A 19552-nucleotide genomic window follows, 5' to 3' on the forward strand; every position below is an offset into this window, starting at 1 on the left:
ATTGTTTATCAGCGCGCTGTTCCTTGCCTGCACGCTGCCTGAAAGTTTTCTGTAAGAACCTTCAAGCGGCCAGGCGGTAGCCGGCGACCCCCATCGAGGCCTGGGCGGCGCGGGCGAGCAGGCGGCGGTCGGCGCCGGGCTCGGGGCGCAGCGCGGGCGCGGTCACCAGGGTCACCGTCAGCGACCGGAGCGCGGCCACCCGGCGGATCGAATCGAAGAGCGTGTCGTCGCCGATGAAGGCGGCGTCAGTCGAGTCGTACCGGATCGAGGCCGGCACCACGGGGGCGCCCGCGTCCACCGCCGCCTGGAACAACGCCGGACGGAAGCGACCCTGGTTCGTGCCGCAGAAGGTCGTGCCCTCGGGGAAGGCCGCCACCGTGCGGCCCGAGCGCAGCGCCGCGGCCACCTCGGCCACCGTCGACGGCAGCGCCTTGGGCCGGGACCGGTCGATGAAGATCGCGCCGGACAGCCCGGCCAGCGGCCCGATGCCCGGCCAGGCGCCGACCTCGCCCTTGGCCACCAGGCTCATCGGCGACGAGGCCATCAGCACCAGGATGTCGAGCCACGACACGTGGTTGGCCACCAGCAGACTGCCCGGACGCAGTTCCGGGCCCCGCCGGACGACGCGGATGCCGAGCACGGCCAGCATCGTGCGGGCCAGGCCGCGCAGGGCCAGACCCCGCAGCAGCGGCGCGAGCAGCAGACCGCCGACGAGCACGACCGCCAGCCCCATCATGCGCAGCGTGGGAACACCCGGGAAGGCGTGGCGGCCGGCCGTCTCGCGGCAGTGCGGGCCGCAGCCCGAGACCGGCTGCCAGAGCCCGGCGATCATCGGGTGGCTCCCAGGAAGTGCCGGCGGTAGCGCGGGTCGAGCCGGTCCATCGAGAACAGCACGTAGAAGTCGGCGCAGTTGAAGTCCGGGTCGTAGGCAGGCTGCCCGCAGACCCAGCTGCCCAGCCGCAGGTAACCCTTGAGCAGGGCTGGGGGCTGCGTCTTGGGGTCACCGACGAGCTCGGTCTCGGCCAGCCAGTTGCGGCGCGGCTGCACCCGCATCGCGGGCGGCGCCATGTGCTTGGCCTGCACCCGGGCCCACACGCCGGCCGCGGTCACGCCGCCGTCGTCGAGCGGCACCGAGGCGCAGCCGCCGAGCCAGCGCAGGTTGTTCAGGTGCATGTAGCGGGCGATGCCGGCCCACATCAGGTTGATCACCGAGCCGGTGCGGTGGTCGGGGTGCACGCACGAGCGCCCGGTCTCGACCAGCTGATCGCGCAGGGGGCGCAGCGGGCTCAGGTCGAACTCGGTGTCGCCGTACCGGCGGCCCGCCCGCTCGGCGGCCTTGGGGGCCAGCATGCGGTAGGTGCCGACCACGTCGCCGGTCGCGTCGTCGCGCACGATCAGGTGGTCGCAGAAGTCGTCGAAGTCGTCGGCGTCGCGCCCGTCGGGGGTGGCGCCGGGCAACGAGGCGCCGAGTTCACCGGCGAAGACGTCGTGCCGCAACCGTTGCGCGGCGGCGACCTGACTCTGGTCCTCGGCGATGAGCAGCGTGTAGCCGCTGGTCCCGGTGGGGGCGGCGGCAGTCAGCAGAACAGCCATGTGATGTGTGTAAGGGCGACAACTGCCGATGGAATGTCGCGCCAGGTGGGGATTCATGGCCGTGAAATGAACGGCTTGTGCGAATCTTCGGGCATGCGTTTAGCGAAGCGTTTCAACGGGCCGCCATCGACCGGCAACGGCGGGTGGTCGGCCGGGGTCTTCGCCGTCGCGGCGGGGGCCGAGGTGGGCGGGCCGGCGCTCGAGGTCACCCTGCGGGTGCCGCCCCCGCTCGAGACCGAGCTGACCTTCGCCGACGGCTCGGTGCAGGACGGCGAGACGTTGGTGGCGACGGTCGCGGAGGCGGCGGGTCCCATCCCGTACGTCACCCCGGTGTCTCAGCCGGAAGCGGAGCGGGCCGCCGAGCGGTACCCCGGCTTCACCCGGCACCCATTTCCCACCTGCTACGTGTGCGGCCCCGACCGCACGGACGGGCTGCGCATTTTCTCGGGGCCGCTGGCCGATGGGCGTACGGCCGCGCCCTGGACCGTCCCGGCCGAGGTGGAGCTGCCGATGGTGTGGGCCGCCCTCGATTGTCCCGGTGGCTGGACCGCTCTGCAGAACGGCCGCACCTACGTTCTCGGCCGCATCGCCGTCACCGCCGACGCGCTGCCCGAACCCGGCTCCACCTGCGTGATCTTGGGCGAGGCGACCGAGTTCTCCGGGCGTAAGGCCATGGTGCTCTCGACGATCTACGGACCGGACGGCTCGCCGTTGTCCACCGCCAGGGCAACGTGGATCGCCACAACCTAGTACCTTGTGCCTTCACCGAAACGGGGGAAGGAGCCGCGTCGATGAGCGCGCCCGGCACCGACGAGATCGTGGTCGATCACCTGACCAAGCAGTACAAAAAGCTGCGAGCCGTTGACGACCTTTCCTTCCGGGTACGGTCCGGCCGGGTCACCGGCTTCCTCGGCCCCAACGGCGCGGGCAAGACCACGACCCTGCGCATGCTGCTCGGCCTGGTCACCCCGACCGCCGGCACGGCCACCTTCGGCAACCAGAAATACGTCGACCTGCCCGACCCGGTCCGCGAGGTCGGCGCCGTGCTCGAGGCGTCGAGCGCCCACCGCGGCCGCACCGGCCGCAACCACCTGCGCATGATCTGCCGCGCGGCGGGCCTGCCCGACACCCGGGCCGACGAGACGCTCGAGATGGTCGGCCTCACCCCGGCCGCCAACCGCAAGTTCAAGGGCTACTCGCTGGGCATGAAGCAGCGGCTGGGCATCGCCGCCGCCATGCTCGGCGATCCTAAGGTGCTGATCCTCGACGAGCCGGCCAACGGCCTCGACCCCGAGGGCATCCGCTGGATGCGTGACCTGCTCAAGGCGCTGGCCGGCCAGGGCCGTACGGTGCTGGTCTCGAGCCACCTGTTGGGCGAGATGCAGCTGCTGGCGGACGACGTGGTGATCGTCGCGGCCGGCAAGCTGATCCGGCAGGGCCCGGTCGCCGAGGTGCTGGGCGACATGAGCGGCGGCGTCCAGGTGCGGGTGCGCACCCCGCAGGTTCCGGAGCTGACCGCCGCGCTCTCCGAGCTCGACGCGACCGTCACCCCGAGCGAGGACGGCAGCCTGGTGGTGCACGGCGTCGAGGCGGCCGCGATCGGGCACGCCGCCTTCACCGCCCGGGTCGAGCTGCACGAGCTGGCCACCGAACGCGGCGATCTCGAACAGGTCTTCCTGCAGCTCACGGCCGGAAAGGCGGGCATCCGATGAGTCTGGTCAACGCCGAGCTGTTCAAGGTCCGCACCACCTCGCTGTGGTGGATCATGGGGATCATCCTGCTTCCCCTGTACGCCGCGAGCCTGCTCGTGAACTGGGCCAACTCCAGCGCCGGGGCGCCCCCGCCGGACGCCGGGGTGTCCGACACCCAGAGCCAGGCCATCGAGGCCGCGCTCGAGCCGATCAACGTGGCCACCAACCTCTACACCAGCGGCCAGTTCTTCGGCATCTTGATCGTGCTGTTGCTCTCGGCGATCATCGTGACCAGTGAGTTCTTCCACCTCACGGCGACCACGACCTTCCTGACCACGCCGCGGCGCGAGTCGGTCATCCTGGCCAAGTTCGGCGCCGCCATCGTCATCGGCCTGGCCGTCTGGCTGATCACCACGGTGCTCAACCTGATCTTCGTGCCGCCGATCATGAGCAATCTCGATCTCGGCAGCCAGCTCGGCGAGCCCGCGGTGTGGCGCGCGATCGGGCTCAACGCCCTGGCCTTCGTCCTCTGGGGCGTCCTCGGGGTGGGCGCCGGCGTGCTGATCCGCAGCCAGATCGCGGCGACGCTGATCCTGGCCATCACGTACGTGATCGGCTCGGCCGCCGTGACCCTGATCTTCTTCCTGCTCAGCGAGTACGTGGCCGAGTGGATCAGCAACCTGCAGGTGCTCGTCCCGACCAGCGCCTCGCAGCTGATGATCTCGGGCACCGACCTGCCCGGCTCGCCGCCGCGCTGGGTCGGGGCGGTCGTCCTGGTCGGGTACGCGATCGTCACCGGCTTCCTCGGCACCTGGTTGACCAAGCGACGCGATATCAGCTGACGCCCGTCCGATCTCCTCTTCCACACGGCGTAGCCTGGTTGCTGTCCCATGTGACGCCGATCAAAAGGTGAAAGAGGCGAACACGGAAGTGTCGACCCAGCAGACTTCGCACGAGAACCCACTCGCGGATTTCGGTCCCAACGAGTGGATAGTCGACGAGATGTACCAGCGCTACCTGGCCGACCCCACAAGCGTCGACCCGGCCTGGCACGATTTCTTCGCCGATTACAAGCCCGCGATGGCCACGGGATCGATCGTGACGCCGGACGAGGCGACGGCCGCCAACGCGACCGCCTCCGCCGCCCGGGCCGGCACGGACGCACCGGCCGCAGCCACCGTGGCGCCCGTGAAGCCGACTGTTCCCGCCGCTGAGTCCGCACCGAAGCCCGCCCCCAAGCCGGCACCGAAGCCCGCCGCCTCTGCGGGCAACGGGAAGGCCCCCGAGGGCGCCAAGGTCACCACGCTGCGCGGCGTCGCCGCCCGCATCGTGCAGAACATGGACGCCTCGCTCGAGGTGCCCACGGCCACCTCGGTGCGCGCCGTCCCGGCCAAGCTCATGGTCGACAACCGCATCGTCATCAACAACCACCTCGCCCGCGGCCGCGGCGGCAAGGTCAGCTTCACCCACCTGATCGGCTGGGCGCTGGTGCAGGCGGTCGTGAAGCACCCCGAGATGAACAACTCGTTCGCCGAGGTCGACGGCAAGCCCGCGCTCGTGCAGCCCGAGCACGTCAACCTCGGCATCGCCATCGACCTCGCCAAGAAGGACGGCTCGCGCGCGCTGGTCGTGCCGTCGATCAAGAACTGCGAGACGATGGACTTCCGCAAGTTCTGGCAGGCGTACGAAGACGTCGTCCGGCGCGCTCGCCGCAACGAGCTGACCATGGACGACTACGCGGGCACGACGATCTCGCTGACCAACCCGGGCGGCATCGGCACCGTCCACTCGATCCCGCGGCTCATGGCCGGCCAGAGCGCGATCATCGGCGTCGGCGCCATGGAATACCCGGCGCCGTACTCCGGCATGAGCGACGAGACGCTGTCCGAGCACGGCATCAGCAAGGTCACCACGCTGACCAGCACCTACGACCACCGGGTCATCCAGGGCGCGCAGTCCGGCGAGTTCCTCAAGGCGATGCACGAGTTCCTGCTCGGCGAGCACGACTTCTACGACGAGATCTTCACGTCGCTGCGCATCCCGTACGAGCCGGTCCGCTGGGTGCGCGACGTCGCGCGTACCTCGGAAGGCCAGATCGACAAGGCGGCCCGGGTCGTCGAGCTGATCCACGCCTACCGCGTGCGCGGCCACCTGATGGCCGACACCGACCCGCTCGAGTTCGAGATCCGCCGCCACCCCGACCTCGACGTGCTGCAGCACGGCCTCACCCTGTGGGACCTCGACCGCACGTTCCCGGTCGGCGGCTTCGCCGGCAAGCAGCGCATGAAGCTGCGCGAGGTGCTGGGCGTCCTGCGCGACACGTACTGCCGCCGCGTCGGCATCGAGTACATGCACATCCAGGGCCCGGAAGAGCGCCGCTGGATCCAGGACCGCATCGAGATCAAGTACACGAAGCCCGACTCGGACGAGCAGAAGCACATCCTCAACCGGCTGAACGCGGCCGAGGCGTTCGAGACCTTCCTGCAGACCAAGTACGTCGGCCAGAAGCGCTTCTCGCTCGAGGGCGGCGAGTCGCTGATTCCGCTGCTCGACGCCGTGCTCGAGTCGTCGGCTGAGGCCGGGCTGGACGAGATGGTCATCGGCATGGCCCACCGCGGCCGGCTCAACGTGCTGGCGAACATCGTGGCCAAGCCGTACGAGAAGATCTTCAACGAGTTCGAGGGTCAGATGGACCCGAAGTCGGCCCACGGCTCCGGCGACGTCAAGTACCACCTGGGCCAGACCGGCAAGTACACGACGCCCGACGGCGAGCACGCCACCACCGTCAGCGTGGTGGCCAACCCGTCCCACCTCGAGGCGGTCGACCCGGTGCTCGAGGGCATCGTCCGGGCCAAGCAGGACCGCCTCGACCTCGGCCTGCACGGCTACACGGTGCTCCCGGTGCTGGTGCACGGCGACGCCGCGTTCGCCGGTCAGGGCGTGGTGGCCGAGACGCTCAACCTCTCGCAGCTGCGCGGCTACCGCACCGGCGGCACGGTCCACGTGATCGTCAACAACCAGGTCGGCTTCACCACCGCCCCGGAATACAGCCGCTCCTCGATGTACTCGACCGACGTCGCCCGCATGATCCAGGCGCCGATCTTCCACGTGAACGGCGACGACCCCGAGGCCGTCGTGCGGGTGGCCAAGCTGGCCTTCGAATACCGCCAGGCGTTCAACAAGGACGTGGTGATCGACCTGGTCTGCTACCGCCGCCGCGGGCACAACGAGGGCGACGACCCGTCGATGACCAACCCCCGGATGTACGAGATCATCGACACCAAGCGGTCGGTGCGCAAGCTGTACACCGAAGAGCTGATCGGCCGGGGCGACATCACCGTCGACGACGCTCAGGAGCAGCTGCGTGACTACCAGTCCCAGCTCGAGCAGGTCTTCAAGGCCACCCGGGACGCGGCCGGCACGCCGCCGCGCCCGCGCGTGATCAGCGAGGAGCCCGAGCCCGAGGTCGAGACCGCGGTCGACGCGGCCGCCGTGCGCGCGGTCGGTCAGGCCCACGTCGAGCTGCCCGAGGGCTTCACCCCGCACAAGCGGGTGCAACAGCTGCTCGAGCGGCGGGCCAAGATGTCGGCCGAGGGCGGCATCGACTGGGGCTTCGGCGAACTGGTCGCGTTCGGCACGCTGCTGCAGCAGGGTGTCACCGTCCGGCTCGCCGGTCAGGACTCGCGCCGCGGCACGTTCGTCTCGCGGCATGCGTCGGTCGTCGACGCCAAGACCGGCAAGGACTTCCTTCCGCTGTCTACGCTGGCCACCGGCACTGCCCGCTTCTTCGTCCACGACTCGCTGCTCAGCGAGTACGCGGCGATGGGCTTCGAGTACGGCTACTCGGTCGAGAACCCCGAGGCGCTGGTGCTGTGGGAGGCGCAGTTCGGCGACTTCGTCAACGGCGCCCAGTCGATCGTCGACGAGTTCATCTCGTCCGGCGAGGTGAAGTGGGGCCAGCAGTCGTCGCTGGTGCTGCTGCTGCCGCACGGCCAGGAGGGTCAGGGTCCCGACCACTCCTCCGGCCGGCCCGAGCGGTTCCTGCAGCTGTGCGCGCAGGACAACATGCGCGTGGCCAACACGACCACTCCGGCCAACTACTTCCACCTGCTGCGGCGTCAGGCCCTGTCGACCAAGCGCAAGCCGCTGATCGTCTTCTCGCCCAAGTCGCTGCTGCGCCACAAGCTGGCCGTGTCGTCGGTCGCCGACTTCACCGAGGGCACGTTCCAGCCGGTCATCGGCGACGCCGGCATCAACGGCAAGGCGCTCGACGCGAACAACGTCAAGCGGGTGCTGCTCTGCTCGGGCAAGGTCTACTACGACCTGTTCCAGGCCCGCGCCGAGCGGGGCATCACCGACACCGCGATCGTCCGGATGGAGCAGATCTACCCGCTGCCGGTGAACGAGCTCAAGGCGATCCTGGGCCAGTTCCCCAACGCCGAAGACTTCGTCTGGGTGCAGGAGGAGCCGGCCAACCAGGGCGCCTGGTCGTTCGTCGCGCTCAACCTGCTCGAGCACCTTGAGGGTGTCCGGCTGCGGCGCATCTCGCGTCCCGCTGCCGCCGCGCCCGCGGTCGGCTCGGCCAAGATGCACGAGGCCGAGCAGGCCGCGCTGATCGAGGCCGCGCTGCCGCGCCCGTAACCACGCAGGTGAAGGGGGCGCTCCGCTGCGGCGGGGCGCCCCCTTCTACTATCCGGTCATGTACTTCACCGACCGTGGCATCGAGGAACTGGTCGACCGGCGTGGCGAGGAAACAGTCACGCTCGAATGGCTGGGCGCCCAGCTGCGCACCTTCGTCGACCAGAACCCCGAGTTCGAGACCCCGATCGAGCGCTTCGCGACGTGGCTGGCCCGCGACGACGAGGATGAGGAGTAGCGGCGCCGAGTCGCGCCCGATCCGCCGGGTCGAACTCGACGCCGCCGCCGAGGTCGACCGCTCGGCCTGGTGGGCGCGGATCCCGGCCGTACGGGCGGTGCTCGAGCACGGCCTGAACATCCCGCCCGGCGTCACGTTCCTGGTCGGCGAGAACGGCTCCGGCAAGTCGACGCTGATCGAGGCCCTGGCCGCCGCCCACGGCCTGAACCCCGAGGGCGGCTCCCGCGGCGCCATGCATTCCACGAGGGCCACCGAATCCCCGCTCGGATCCGCCCTGCGCGTGATCCGCACCCCCGGCCGCCGGGTCAACGCGTACTTCCTGAGGGCCGAAACCACGCACGGCCTCTACACGTACCTGGAAAGCCTGCCCGGCGACAATCCCGACCGCTTCCTGCACGAGCAGAGCCACGGCGAAGGCTTCCTGGAACTCCTGGAGCGCAAATTCCGCGGCCACGGCTTCTACCTGATGGACGAGCCCGAGGCGCCGCTGTCCTTCACCTCGACGCTGAGTCTGCTGACCCGCCTGGAGGACCTGCGCGCCAACGGCTCCCAGGTCGTGGTGGCCACGCACTCCCCGCTGCTGACCGCCCTGCCCGGCGCCACCATCCTCGAACTGGGCCCCCACGGCATCCGCCGCACCACCTGGCCCGACCTCGACATCGTCACCAACTGGCGAAGCTTCCTCGCAGCACCGGAAGCCTTCCTCCGCCATCTGGGCGTTTAGCTCCTTGGTTCCGCGGAGCCGTTGTCATCCACAGTTAGGACTTTCGGCCCGGTGGCGCTGCTGTTGCGCGGGTAGGTTGAAGCCGTGGCACGTAGCGTCTATGTGGCCGGCCTGGGGCCGGGTGTCGGCAAGGGCACCGTCGCGCTCGGGCTGGTGGAATTGTTGTCGCGGCAGGTGGCGCGGATCGGGGTGTTCCGGCCGCTGGTGGCCGGCGACGGCGACGATTCGCTGCTCACCCTGCTGACCAAGCGGTATCCGGTGGTCGCGCCGTACGCGGAGTCGTACGGGGTCACCCTGGCCGAGGCGAGCGCGCTGGTCGCCGACGGCAAGTGGGAAGAGTTGATCTCGCGGATCGTCGAGCGTTATCGCGAGGTCGAGCGGCAGGCCGGGTCGGTGGTGGTGATCGGCAGCGACTTCGCGCCGGCCGCCAAGGAACGTGACGAGATGCCGCGTGAGCTGGGGTTCAACGCCCGGCTGGCCACCGAGTTCGGCAGCGTCGTCGTGCCCGTGATCAGCGGTGAGGGGCGCGGCGCCGAATCGCTCGTGGCTTCGGCTCGCAGCGCGTACCACTCGCTGGTCGACCTGGACGCGACGGTGATCGCCATGATCGCCAACCGGGTGCCGGCGGGGCTCGGGGCGCTGCCGGTTGATGCCCTGCCGGTGCCGATGTGGTCGATCCCCGAGGTGCCCACGCTGGCCGCGCCCACGGTGGCCGAGGTGGCCGACGCGCTGGACGCGACCATCGTCTCCGGCGGTGAGGGCGCCCTCGACCGGGACGTGCTCGACTACGTGGTCGGCGCGGCCCACGTGCCCACCGTGCTCGACCACCTGACCGACGGCGCCCTGATGATCACGCCCGGCGACCGGGCCGACCTGCTGCTGGCGGCCAGCGCCGCGCACGCCGCGGGCAACATCACCCTGGCCGGGCTGGTGCTGACCCTGGGCGAGCCGCCCGACCCGCGCATCGTCCGCGTCATCGAACGCCTCAACACCGGCCTGGCCATGCTGGTCGTCGGCAGCGACAGCTACCACACCATCGCGGCCGCCACCCACATCCAGGCCGGGCTCGGCACCGGCACGCCCCGCAAGGTCGAGGCGGCGCTGGGCGCGTTCGAAGAGAACGTGGACACCGCGGCGCTGACCCGGGTGCTCGACGTGGCCCGATCGAGCCGGGTCACGCCGCTGATGTTCGAGAACGACCTGATCGACCGGGCCCGGGCCGAACGCCGCCACCTGGTGCTGCCCGAGGGCACCGACGAGCGGATCCTGCGCGCCACCGAGACCCTGCTGCGGCGCGGCGTCGCCGACCTCACGCTGCTGGGCGACCCCGACGAGATCGGCCGCCGGGCCCGTGAGCTGGGCGTCGAGATCGGAGCGGCCCGCCTGGTCGACCCGGCCACCAGCGAGCTGCGGGACGGCTTCGCCGAGCGGTACGCCGAGCTGCGCAAGAAGCGGGGCGTCTCGCTCGACCTGGCGTACGACGTGGTTCGCGACGTCAACTACTTCGGGACGCTGATGGTGGCCCAGGGGCTGGCCGACGGCATGGTGTCGGGGGCCAACCACACCACGGCGGCCACCATCCGGCCCGCGTTCGAGATCATCAAGACCGTGCCGGACGTGTCGGTGGCGTCCAGTGTGTTCTTCATGCTGCTGGCCGACCGGGTGCTGGTCTACGGCGACTGCGCGGTCAACCCCGACCCCGACGCGGCCCAGCTGGCCGACATCGCGCTGTCGTCGGCGCGGACGGCGGCGGCGTTCGGCATCGAGCCGCGGGTGGCCATGCTGTCGTACTCGACGGGCAGTTCGGGGGCGGGCGCCGACGTCGAAAAGGTCGCTGCGGCCACCGCACTCGTACGGGAAAGGCAGCCCGATCTGCCGGTCGAGGGGCCCATCCAGTACGACGCGGCCGTCGACCCCGCGGTGGCCGCCACCAAGCTGCCCGGCAGCACGGTGGCCGGCCAGGCGACTGTCCTGATCTTCCCAGACCTCAACACGGGCAACAACACCTACAAGGCGGTTCAGCGGTCGGCCGGCGCGGTCGCGGTCGGCCCGGTCATGCAGGGTCTGCGGCGGCCGGTCAACGACCTGTCCCGCGGGGCGACGGTGAAGGACATTGTGAACACGGTGGCGATCACGGCGATCCAGGCGGCGGCGCGATGAGCCGGGTGCTCGTTCTCAACAGCGGCTCGTCCTCGGTCAAGTACCGGCTCTTCGACGGCTCTTCCACCATCGCGAAAGGCCTGGTGGAGCGCATCGGCGAGAGCGGCGGCGAGGTGGCCGACCACCGGGCCGCGCTGCAGGGGATCATGGACGAGACCGACCTGTCCGGCCTGGTTGCGGTGGGTCACCGGGTGGTGCACGGCGGTCCCGACTTCACCGGCCCGACGGTCATCGACGACGACGTGGTGGCCCGGGTCGAGGCTTTGGTGCCGCTGGCGCCGCTGCACAATCCGGCCGCGCTGACGGGTATCGAGGTGGCGCGCAAGCTGCTGCCCGACGTGCCTCAGGTCGCCGTCTTCGATACGGCCTTCCACGCCACGATCCCGCCCGAGGGCGTGACCTGGGCGATCGACCGGTCGCTGGCCGAGCGCTGGCAGATCCGGCGCTACGGGTTCCACGGCACTTCCCATGCGTACGTCTCCCGTCGCACCGCCCACGTGCTGGGGCGCGACCCGGCATCCACCAACGTGATCACACTGCACCTGGGCAACGGCGCCAGCGCGTGTGCCGTCGAGGGCGGTCGCAGCGTCGCCACCTCGATGGGCATGTCCCCGCTGCCGGGCCTGGTGATGGGCACACGTAGCGGCGACATCGACCCGACGGTGATCTTCCACCTGCACCGGGTGGCCGGGCTGCCACTGGACGAGATCGAGAACTCGCTGACCCGGCACGGCGGGCTGCTCGGCCTGTCCGGCGACAATGATTTGCGTACGGTCCTCGAGCGGCGCGCGGCGGGCGATGCGGACGCAACGCTGGCCTTCGACGTCTACTGCCGCCGCATCCGCGAATACGTGGGCGCCTACCTGGCCGTGCTGGGCCGGGTCGACGCCATCACGTTCACCGCAGGCGTCGGCGAGAACGCGCCCGCCGTGCGAGCCGCCTCACTGGCCGGCCTGGAGCCGCTGGACATCGAGGTCGACCCGGAGCGCAACGAGCGCCGGGAAGAGATCATCTCTCCGCCCGGCGCCCGCATTCCCGTCTGTGTGATCCCCACCGACGAGGAGTTGGAGATTGCCGGCCAGTCCCGGACGGCGTTGTCTCTCCCCGACTGACTCGAAGCTCAGAGAGCCAGCCAGACGACCAGGGCGATCACGACGACGGCAGCCACGACGCCGCCGATGATCAGCGGGGTCTTGGAGGCCGTCGCCGGCTCCTGCGGGGTGTTGTGAGTGAAGGCCCGGAACGCTTCGGTGTTGCCGCTCGGGTCGACGCTGTTGTCAGACATGGGCAAGACCATAGCGAAACGACGCCCGCCGGGCTGACCCGCCTGAGCCCCTACCAGGACAAACGCGATCACCTTGTCGATTTCACCCGTTCGTGGAAGCGCCTTCTCCCGACGCTGGCGGACGCTGGACCGATCGGCCTTTCCCTGGTCTTTCGAAGACCGACGCACAATGGGACGGGTGCATCGTCGTCGCCTCGCCCCCGTTCTCGCCGTCGCTTCGGCCTTGTCGGCGTCGCTCGCCGCGTGTTCGAGCGAGCCCCCGGCGGCTTCCGCCCCGGCCACCCTGCCGCCGACCGCGAGCCCGGCCGCGCCGCCCTCGGCCGCCGGCTCGCCCACTGCCGCGCCCCTTCCGGGAGCCGCACCCGACCAGGCGTTCGCCGTGGAGACCCGCACGCTGCGGCTGACCCGCGGCGCCGACCGGCCCCTGCCCACCACCGTGTGGCTGCCGCAGGGCGACGGCCCGTTTCCGCTGATCCTGTTCAGCCACGGCCTGGGCGGGAAGCCCTCCGACTACCGCGAGCTGCTGACCACCTGGGCCCGCGCCGGCTTCGTGGTCGCCGCGCCCGCGTATCCGCACACCTCCGCCTCGGCGGCCGAGTTCAACGTGCTCGACGTGATCAACCAGCCCTCCGACGCCAGCTACGTGATCACCGAGACACTGGCCAAGCTGGGCGGCGCCGTCGACAAGTCGCGCATCGCCGCGGCCGGCCACTCCGCCGGCGGCGTGACCACCCTGGGCCTGTTCAGCGGCAACCGCGACACGCGTCTGCGGGCCGGTGTGGTGCTGGCCGGCCGCCAGATCCTGCCCCAGCCGTTCACCGGATCCGAAGCGCCGATGCTCTTCGTGCACGGCCGGAAGGACGCCACCGTCGCGTACGCCGATGGCCAGGCCGCCTACGCCGCGGTGCAGTGGCCCAAGGCCTTCCTGACCGTCACGGACGGCGGCCACGTCGCCTCCGGCCGCTCCCTCGACGTGATCGCCCGGACCAGTGCCGACTTCTGGCGCTGGACCCTCTACGGCGACGAGACCGCCCGCGACCGCCTCGAGCCGGACGCCGCCCGGGGCGGCCTGGCCACCCTGCAGGACCGGTTGGGCTGACCGCCGGGTCAGTGCAGGAAGTCGATGGCCACCTTGCCGAAGATCTCCCCCGATTCCAGGCGCGCGAAGGCGTCGGCGATCGCGCTGAAGCCGTAGGTCGAGTCGATCACCGGACGCACGTCCCGCTCGACCAGGAAGTCGAGCAGCGCGGCCAGTTCGGGACCGGTGCCCATCGTGCTGCCGAGCAGTTCGAGCCGCATCGCGAACAGGCGGCGCAGATCCACAGTGGCCAGGTGGCCACCGGTCGCGCCGCACACCACGATGCGGGCGCCCGGGGCGCTGCACTTCATCGAATGGTCGAAGGTGGGCGCCCCGACCGACTCGATGACCACGTCGACCCGTTCCGGCAGGCGGGCGCCCGGCTCGACGGCCGTCGCCCCCAGCTCGGCGATGCGCTCCCGCTTACCCGGGTCGCGACTGGTGACGTACACCCGCTTGCCCATCGCGACCGCGAGCACCACCGCGGCCGTGGACACCCCGCCGCCGGCACCCTGCACCAGCACGGCCGACGCGTACTCGACCCGGCCGCGCGTGGTCAGCATGTGGAAGGCGGTCAGCCAGGCCGTCGGCAGGCAGGCCGCGTCGAGGAACGACACCCCGGCCGGCTTGGGGATCAGATTCTCCGGCGGCACCGACACGCGCTCGGCCAGCGTGCCGGGGAACCGCTCGGAAAGCAGCGACAGGCCCCGCGGATCGGACTCGTCGGCCACCACCGGATAGACGACGACCTCGTTGCCGTCCTGGTCGACGCCGGCCGCGTCGCAGCCGAGGATCATCGGCAGCCGGTCGGCGCGCAGACCCACGCCGCGCAGCGACCAGATGTCGTGCTGATTGAGCGACCCGGCCCGCACGTCGACCGTCACCCAGCCCTCGGGCGGGGTGCTCTCGGGCAGGTCGGCCACCCGCAGGGCGGAGCGGGGACTGGTCGGGTCTGAGGCTATGGCGTAGGCGGCGCGCATAGCCACAGACCATAGTGGCCACTGCCGATCACTCGCCGGTTTTCCACAACGGCGCGTTATCCACAGGCCCACCACACGATCAAGCGCTTCCCCACGATAATGACCGGCGGGGGCTCCCCCAGGGAGGGTGGGCTCTGCGGGGTGGGCTCTGCGGGGTGGGCTCTGCGGGGTGGGCTCTGCGGGGTGGGCTCTGCGGGGTGGGCTCTAGCTGGGCAGCGTGGCCGACCGTTGAGCCGGCGGAACCGGAGCCGACCGCCTGGCCACTCCATCAGCTTCTGCGGCAGCGGCCACGGCGGCGGCAACAGCGGGCGCCACGCGCGGGTCGAGCGGCGACGGCACGATCGCATCGGCGCTGAGCTCGTCGGTGACCACCTCGGCGATCGCGTCGGCCGCGGCCACCTTCATGCGCTCGGTGATCGTGGTCGCTCGCACGTCCAGCGCACCCCGGAAGATGCCCGGGAACGCCAGCACGTTGTTGATCTGGTTGGGGAAGTCGCTGCGGCCGGTGGCCACGATCGCCGCGTACTTGTGAGCAATCGTGGGGTGCACCTCGGGGGTCGGGTTGGCCATCGCGAAGATGATGCCGCCGGGGGCCATGCCGGCCACCGCGCTCTCCTCGATCTGGCCGCCGGAGACGCCCACCAGCACGTCAGCCCCGATCAGGGCTTCGGTGATGCCACCCGTACGGCCGGAGAAGTTGGTCGTCGCCGCGAGTTCAGCCTTGATCGGCGTCAGGTCGCCCCGGTCGGCGTGGATGATGCCGCGCGAGTCGCAGATGATGACGTTGGCCCCCTGGACGCCGGCCGCGATGAGCATCTGAGTGATCGCGACCCCGGCCGCGCCCGCCCCGCTGATCACCACGCGCAGGTCGCCCAGCTGCCGGCCGAGTAGCTTGGCCGCGTTGCGCAGCGCGGCCAGCGTGACCACCGCGGTGCCGTGCTGGTCGTCGTGGAAGACCGGGATGTCGAGTTCGGCGTCGAGCCGGCGTTCGATCTCGAAGCAGCGCGGGGCGCTGATGTCCTCGAGGTTGATGCCGCCGAACGACGGCGCCATGGCCTTGACCGCGGCGATGATTCCTTCGACGTCCTGGGTGGCCAGGCAGATGGGGATGGAGTCGACGCCGCCGAACTGCTTGAACAGGATCGACTTGCCCTCCATGACCGGCATCGCGGCCTGCGGGCCGATGTTGCCCAGGCCGAGCACGGCCGAGCCGTCGGTGACCACGGCGACCGTGTTGGCCGTCCACGTGTAGTCGGAGTAGAGCGACGGGTCGTCGGCGATGGCCTCGCAGACCCGGGCCACGCCGGGGGTGTACGCCAGCGACAGGTGGTCGCGGCTGGCCAGCGGGACGGTCAGGCTGATCTCCATCTTGCCGCGTTTGTGCAGCTCGAAGACGGGATCGGCGGCCAGGGCAGGGTCGAGCTCAAAGCTGAAGAAAGACACGGGGGCTCCAACGGCATCGGGGCGCGGATCGTCGGGGCGAGGCGGTCACGACGGCGAGTAGGGCGTGCGGACCGGAACGCGATGCGGGGATCACCCGTGAAACAGCAACCGCGAGGCGCGAGTGTGCGCCGCGGTGCTGCGACCCTAACCTAGCCGACCGAGGCGCGGGTAGTAGCGGAATAACACCGGGCCGATGACATCCGCCACCCCGTACGCCCGGCTGTCGTCCTCGATCAGCTGGTTGTCCCCCTGTATCCACCACCCGCCGTCCTGAGGCCTTACCGTGCGCTTCACGACCAGCAGGTCGGGCCGGGTGCGGAACCGGGCGACCACCACTGACCCCGCGCGTACCCGTCCGCCCCGGCGCACCACCAGGGCGTCGCCGTCGCGCAGGGTCGGCACCATGGACGGGCCTCGGACGAGCACCGCGAACAGTGGCAGTTGCCATCTCACGGCATCAGTCCTCCGTCGCGTTACCGGGGCGGTGTAAGGGGTAGTGTCAACCACGGATCATCGCAAACTCTTATGGAGGAGTCCTGATGCGACTTCCGCGTTTCCTCACGCCGCAGACCGTGGTCAGCGCTCACTGCGACCTGCCCTGTGGTGTCTACGACCCGGCCCAGGCCCGGATCGAGGCCGAGTCGGTCAAGGCCATTCAGGAGAAGTACCAGGCGAACACCGACCCCGAGTTCCGCACTCGCGCCATCATCATCAAGGAGCAGCGGGCCGAGCTGGTCAAGCACCACCTGTGGGTGCTCTGGACCGACTACTTCAAGCCCCCGCACTTCGAGAAGTACCCGAACCTGCACCAGCTGTTCAACGAGGCCACCAAGCTGGCCGGCGCCGCGGGCGCCAAGGGCTCGCTCGACCCGGCCGTGGGTGACCAGCTGCTCGGCAAGATCGAGGAGATCTCGAAGATCTTCTGGGAGACCAAGCAGGCCTGAGCGTCGCGAAATACGGCCGGTACGCCCACCCGGGCGTACCGGCCGTGTTCGTTCAGCGACTAAAGTCTGTCTGCGGCAGGAGGAGGAACGGTGACTCAGGTGACGGACAGACATCCGGACCCGGCTATCGGCGACGACGTCGTGCTGCTGACCGTGCCCGCCGACGGCGGCTACCTGGGGGTTCTCCGCACGGCGACGGCCGGCCTGGCCGCGCGGCTGCACTTCGCGCTGGACGAGATCGAAGACCTGCGCATCGCGGTCGACGAGGCGTGCGCGATGCTGCTGGCCATCGCCACCCGCGGGGCCGAGCTCGACTGCCGGTTCGCCGTGACCGAGGACGCGCTGACCGTCGAGGTCACCGTGACGACCGTACGCGGGGCGAAGCTGCCGGCCGAGTCGTCGTTCGCGTGGAAGGTGCTCACCGCGCTCACCACGTCGGCCGCGGCCGAGGCCACCGGTCAGCGGGCCACGATCCGGCTGGTGACCCGGCGCACCGGGGCCTGACCGGGCTCAGTGCAGCACGGCCGCGATGTAGTCCAGATGCTGGGCGGCGGCCCGGGTGGCCGATTCCGCGTCCCGCATGAGCAGGCAGTCCAGGATCAGCCGGTGGTCGGCGTCGATCTGCCGCCAGTAGCCGGGCGGCAGGTTCTCGGTGACGTCCTCACCGAAGCTGGCGTGATAGATCGGGCGGGCCACCAGCTCGAACAGCGGGTTCATCGTCGCCTTGGCGACGGCCGTGTGGAAGGCCGCGTGCGCCGCCAGCATCGTCTCCAGATCGTCGACGGCCGGGTCGAAGAAGGCGCCGCGGATCTCGGCCAGGTGCTCGTCGTCGCGGCGGACCGCGGCCAGGCCGGACGCCGGCACCTCGAGGGCCCGGCGCAGCTCGACCATGTCGGTCAGCCCCACGCCGGCCGAGTTCGAGAGCAGCGTGAAGCCGGTGGTGAGGGCATCCGCGAGCTGTTCGGCGTCGGGGTGGGCGACGAAGCTGCCGCCGGTGACGCCGCGGGTCGTGACGATCAGATGCTGGCTGGCCAGCAGGCGCAAAGCCTCGCGCACGGTGCTGCGACTGACGCCGGTTCGGACGCACAGCTCCGGTTCGGGGGGCAGCCGTTCGCCGGGCTGGAGCCGCCCCGAAGTGATGTCCGCCCGTAGCTCGTCCGCCAGCAGCTGGTACGCGGGTGGGCGCACCGTAGATCCGGTCACACCCTCAGGGTAGGCCCTGGCCCGGCGAATGAGGGCAATTAATCGATGCCGAGCGCTCTCGTGCTCGGCGGCAGCACGATCAACAGGCCCACGAGCAGGCCGAGCGCCATCAGCACCAGGCCCAGCCAGGACGGGCCGACCTGCAGCAGGAATCCACCGGCGGCGATGGTGAACAGCTGCACCACGATGGCCGGGCCGCGGGCGCCGCGCTGCCGCCGGCCGAGGGCGCGGGCGACGAAGAAGACGGCCGCCACGCCGAGGGCAGCGAAGACGGTCAGCGCCACGGCCATCCCGACGTTGACCGACGAGCTCGTCAGATCGAGGACGATGAGGTAGATGGTGAGCCCGGCCAGCGCGGCGCACTCCAGATAGAGCAGCCGCACCGCCCACACCAGCGTCGAGGGCTTGTCAACGACTGACTTCTCACCGGTCACTCGTGCACCATACCGACAGTGTTTCGGGCGGCTCTTGGGTACAGTGCCGCGCATGCGAGCGTTACTGCTGGTCAACCCCAAGGCCACGACGACCAGCGAGCGCAGCCGGGACGTCCTGGTCAGGGCGCTGCGCAGCGCGGTCGAGCTGTCGGTGGAGTACACGACCCGCCGGGGCCACGCCGCGACGCTGGCCCGCGCCGCCGCCGAGAGCGGGGTCGACGTGGTCGTGACGCTGGGCGGCGACGGCACCGTCAACGAGGCGGTGAACGGGCTGATGACCGCCGAGGCCGTGCTCAGCGGGCTGACCGGCACGCGCGCTCAGGTGCTGCCCGCGCTCGCCGTGGTCCCGGGTGGTTCGACCAACGTCTTCGCCCGCGCGCTGGGTCTGCCGCGCGACTGGGTCGAGGGGGTCAGCGTGATTCTCGAGGGCCTGCGCGACGGGCGGCACCGCGTGATCGGCCTGGGCCGCGCGGACGACCGCTATTTCACCTTTGCCGCCGGCATGGGGCTGGACGCCGCCGTCGTACGCCGGGTCGAGCAGGCACGCCTGCGGGGTCGCACCTCCACCCCCGGCCTCTACTTCCGCTCGATCGCCGGTCAGGTGCTCACCGGTGAGGACCGCAAATCACCGCCGCTGTCCATCGAGCGTCCCGGCGAGCCGGCCGAGCTCGACCTGGGCACGGTCATCGTGCAGAACACCGCGCCCTGGACCTACGTCGGCGACCGGGCGATCAACCCGAGCCCGGGCGCCTCGTTCGACCGCGGCCTCGACGTGATGGCCCTGCGCGGGCTCGACGTCGGCAAGACCGCGCGCACGCTGGCCCAGCTGGCCATGCGCAAGGGCGACCCGCACGGCAAGCACGTGCTGCATCTGCACGATCAGGACGAGTTCACGGTCGTGGCCGCCCGGCCCCAGCCGTTCCAGCTGGACGGCGACTATCTGGGCGAGCGGCAGAAGGTGCACTTCGTGTCCGTTTCCGAAGCGCTACGTGTGATCTGCTGATCGCCGGGTAGTCAAGCTCACGATCCGTTACAGAAACACGGTCAAAAGGTCGGCAGAAGGACCGGGACCGTACTACATTGATGGGAGCGTTGGTCAACCGGCTCTGGCGCAAGCCTCAGAACCGGACATAGAGGGCGT

The 19552-nt window shown here is 70.4% G+C and carries 20 protein-coding genes; 12 read left to right on the forward strand and 8 right to left on the reverse strand.

What is annotated here, in order from left to right:
* Positions 1-61: 61 nt before the first annotated feature.
* Both OWR29_RS21510 and OWR29_RS21515 read right to left on the reverse strand, forming a co-directional pair.
* Complete coding sequence (locus OWR29_RS21510; protein ID WP_267564848.1) at positions 62-832, reverse strand: lysophospholipid acyltransferase family protein; 771 nt, start codon at positions 830-832, stop codon at positions 62-64.
* Positions 829-1593, reverse strand: a complete 765-nt coding sequence (locus OWR29_RS21515; protein ID WP_267564849.1) for a GNAT family N-acetyltransferase — start codon at positions 1591-1593, stop codon at positions 829-831. The genes OWR29_RS21510 and OWR29_RS21515 overlap by 4 nt, the downstream gene beginning before the upstream one ends.
* 93 nt (positions 1594-1686) lie before the next feature.
* On the opposite strand from OWR29_RS21515, the gene OWR29_RS21520 reads away from it, so the two are divergent.
* From OWR29_RS21520 to OWR29_RS21555, 8 genes are all read left to right on the forward strand, one after another.
* On the forward strand, positions 1687-2343 hold the full coding sequence (locus OWR29_RS21520; protein WP_267564850.1) for a hypothetical protein: 657 nt from the start codon (positions 1687-1689) through the stop codon (positions 2341-2343).
* Positions 2344-2384: 41 nt separating this feature from the next.
* Positions 2385-3305, forward strand: a complete 921-nt coding sequence (locus OWR29_RS21525) for an ABC transporter ATP-binding protein (RefSeq protein ID WP_267564851.1) — start codon at positions 2385-2387, stop codon at positions 3303-3305.
* Entirely contained in the window at positions 3302-4126 is an 825-nt protein-coding gene (locus OWR29_RS21530; RefSeq protein WP_267564852.1) for an ABC transporter permease subunit, read from the forward strand. The genes OWR29_RS21525 and OWR29_RS21530 overlap by 4 nt, the downstream gene beginning before the upstream one ends.
* Positions 4127-4214: 88 nt before the next feature.
* Positions 4215-7925, forward strand: coding sequence for a multifunctional oxoglutarate decarboxylase/oxoglutarate dehydrogenase thiamine pyrophosphate-binding subunit/dihydrolipoyllysine-residue succinyltransferase subunit (locus OWR29_RS21535; RefSeq protein ID WP_267565114.1), 3711 nt, complete (start codon positions 4215-4217; stop codon positions 7923-7925).
* Positions 7926-7983: 58 nt separating this feature from the next.
* Positions 7984-8160: a DUF6104 family protein gene (locus tag OWR29_RS21540; protein ID WP_251796793.1), complete on the forward strand. Its 177-nt coding sequence runs from the start codon at positions 7984-7986 to the stop codon at positions 8158-8160.
* Entirely contained in the window at positions 8150-8884 is a 735-nt protein-coding gene (locus OWR29_RS21545) for an AAA family ATPase (RefSeq protein WP_267564854.1), read from the forward strand. The genes OWR29_RS21540 and OWR29_RS21545 overlap by 11 nt, the downstream gene beginning before the upstream one ends.
* 84 nt (positions 8885-8968) lie before the next feature.
* Entirely contained in the window at positions 8969-11044 is a 2076-nt protein-coding gene (gene pta, locus OWR29_RS21550) for a phosphate acetyltransferase (protein WP_267564855.1), read from the forward strand.
* Entirely contained in the window at positions 11041-12156 is a 1116-nt protein-coding gene (locus tag OWR29_RS21555; RefSeq protein WP_267564857.1) for an acetate/propionate family kinase, read from the forward strand. The genes pta and OWR29_RS21555 overlap by 4 nt, the downstream gene beginning before the upstream one ends.
* An 8-nt stretch (positions 12157-12164) precedes the next feature.
* Here OWR29_RS21555 and OWR29_RS21560 read toward each other — a convergent pair whose 3' ends face one another.
* On the reverse strand, positions 12165-12329 hold the full coding sequence (locus OWR29_RS21560; RefSeq protein ID WP_267564858.1) for a hypothetical protein: 165 nt from the start codon (positions 12327-12329) through the stop codon (positions 12165-12167).
* Between the two features lie 178 nt (positions 12330-12507).
* On the opposite strand from OWR29_RS21560, the gene OWR29_RS21565 reads away from it, so the two are divergent.
* Positions 12508-13428 (forward strand): alpha/beta hydrolase family protein, encoded by a 921-nt coding sequence (locus OWR29_RS21565; protein WP_438872633.1) that lies wholly within the window; start codon positions 12508-12510, stop codon positions 13426-13428.
* An 8-nt stretch (positions 13429-13436) separates the two neighbouring features.
* Here the strand turns inward: OWR29_RS21565 and OWR29_RS21570 are convergent, their stop codons facing one another.
* From OWR29_RS21570 to OWR29_RS21580, 3 genes are all read right to left on the reverse strand, one after another.
* Complete coding sequence (locus OWR29_RS21570) at positions 13437-14387, reverse strand: zinc-binding dehydrogenase (protein WP_267564861.1); 951 nt, start codon at positions 14385-14387, stop codon at positions 13437-13439.
* Positions 14388-14591: 204 nt separating this feature from the next.
* Positions 14592-15755, reverse strand: a complete 1164-nt coding sequence (locus OWR29_RS21575; protein ID WP_267565115.1) for an NAD(P)-dependent malic enzyme — start codon at positions 15753-15755, stop codon at positions 14592-14594.
* Between the two features lie 219 nt (positions 15756-15974).
* On the reverse strand, positions 15975-16283 hold the full coding sequence (locus OWR29_RS21580) for a S26 family signal peptidase (protein ID WP_267564863.1): 309 nt from the start codon (positions 16281-16283) through the stop codon (positions 15975-15977).
* Positions 16284-16369: 86 nt separating this feature from the next.
* Here OWR29_RS21580 and sodN point away from each other — a divergent pair, with 86 nt between their 5' ends.
* On the forward strand, positions 16370-16774 hold the full coding sequence (gene sodN / locus OWR29_RS21585; protein ID WP_267564864.1) for a superoxide dismutase, Ni: 405 nt from the start codon (positions 16370-16372) through the stop codon (positions 16772-16774).
* Positions 16775-16873: 99 nt separating this feature from the next.
* A complete protein-coding gene (locus OWR29_RS21590) occupies positions 16874-17278 on the forward strand; it encodes a trypco2 family protein (protein WP_438872634.1) in 405 nt (134 codons plus the stop codon).
* A 6-nt stretch (positions 17279-17284) separates the two neighbouring features.
* Here the strand turns inward: OWR29_RS21590 and OWR29_RS21595 are convergent, their stop codons facing one another.
* Both OWR29_RS21595 and OWR29_RS21600 read right to left on the reverse strand, forming a co-directional pair.
* On the reverse strand, positions 17285-17977 hold the full coding sequence (locus OWR29_RS21595) for a FadR/GntR family transcriptional regulator (protein WP_267564866.1): 693 nt from the start codon (positions 17975-17977) through the stop codon (positions 17285-17287).
* Between the two features lie 38 nt (positions 17978-18015).
* Positions 18016-18411, reverse strand: a complete 396-nt coding sequence (locus OWR29_RS21600; protein WP_267564867.1) for a hypothetical protein — start codon at positions 18409-18411, stop codon at positions 18016-18018.
* Positions 18412-18463: 52 nt separating this feature from the next.
* Here OWR29_RS21600 and OWR29_RS21605 point away from each other — a divergent pair, with 52 nt between their 5' ends.
* Positions 18464-19414 (forward strand): diacylglycerol/lipid kinase family protein, encoded by a 951-nt coding sequence (locus tag OWR29_RS21605; RefSeq protein WP_267564868.1) that lies wholly within the window; start codon positions 18464-18466, stop codon positions 19412-19414.
* The last annotated feature ends 138 nt before the right edge of the window (positions 19415-19552 follow it).

This window comes from Paractinoplanes pyxinae (genome assembly GCF_026626335.1).
Lineage (GTDB): Bacteria > Actinomycetota > Actinomycetes > Mycobacteriales > Micromonosporaceae > Actinoplanes > Actinoplanes pyxinae.

Bases quoted from the DNA above. Each gene is read 5' to 3' on its own strand.
- OWR29_RS21510 (WP_267564848.1), bottom strand. From the start codon at position 832: ATGATCGCCGGGCTCTGGCAGCCGGTCTCGGGCTGCGGCCCGCACTGC.
- OWR29_RS21515 (WP_267564849.1), bottom strand. From the start codon at position 1,593: ATGGCTGTTCTGCTGACTGCCGCCGCCCCCACCGGGACCAGCGGCTAC.
- OWR29_RS21520 (WP_267564850.1), top strand. From the start codon at position 1,687: ATGCGTTTAGCGAAGCGTTTCAACGGGCCGCCATCGACCGGCAACGGC.
- OWR29_RS21525 (WP_267564851.1), top strand. From the start codon at position 2,385: ATGAGCGCGCCCGGCACCGACGAGATCGTGGTCGATCACCTGACCAAG.
- OWR29_RS21530 (WP_267564852.1), top strand. From the start codon at position 3,302: ATGAGTCTGGTCAACGCCGAGCTGTTCAAGGTCCGCACCACCTCGCTG.
- OWR29_RS21540 (WP_251796793.1), top strand. From the start codon at position 7,984: ATGTACTTCACCGACCGTGGCATCGAGGAACTGGTCGACCGGCGTGGC.
- OWR29_RS21545 (WP_267564854.1), top strand. From the start codon at position 8,150: ATGAGGAGTAGCGGCGCCGAGTCGCGCCCGATCCGCCGGGTCGAACTC.
- OWR29_RS21555 (WP_267564857.1), top strand. From the start codon at position 11,041: ATGAGCCGGGTGCTCGTTCTCAACAGCGGCTCGTCCTCGGTCAAGTAC.
- OWR29_RS21560 (WP_267564858.1), bottom strand. From the start codon at position 12,329: ATGTCTGACAACAGCGTCGACCCGAGCGGCAACACCGAAGCGTTCCGG.
- OWR29_RS21570 (WP_267564861.1), bottom strand. From the start codon at position 14,387: ATGCGCGCCGCCTACGCCATAGCCTCAGACCCGACCAGTCCCCGCTCC.
- OWR29_RS21575 (WP_267565115.1), bottom strand. From the start codon at position 15,755: ATGGAGATCAGCCTGACCGTCCCGCTGGCCAGCCGCGACCACCTGTCG.
- sodN (WP_267564864.1), top strand. From the start codon at position 16,370: ATGCGACTTCCGCGTTTCCTCACGCCGCAGACCGTGGTCAGCGCTCAC.
- OWR29_RS21605 (WP_267564868.1), top strand. From the start codon at position 18,464: ATGCGAGCGTTACTGCTGGTCAACCCCAAGGCCACGACGACCAGCGAG.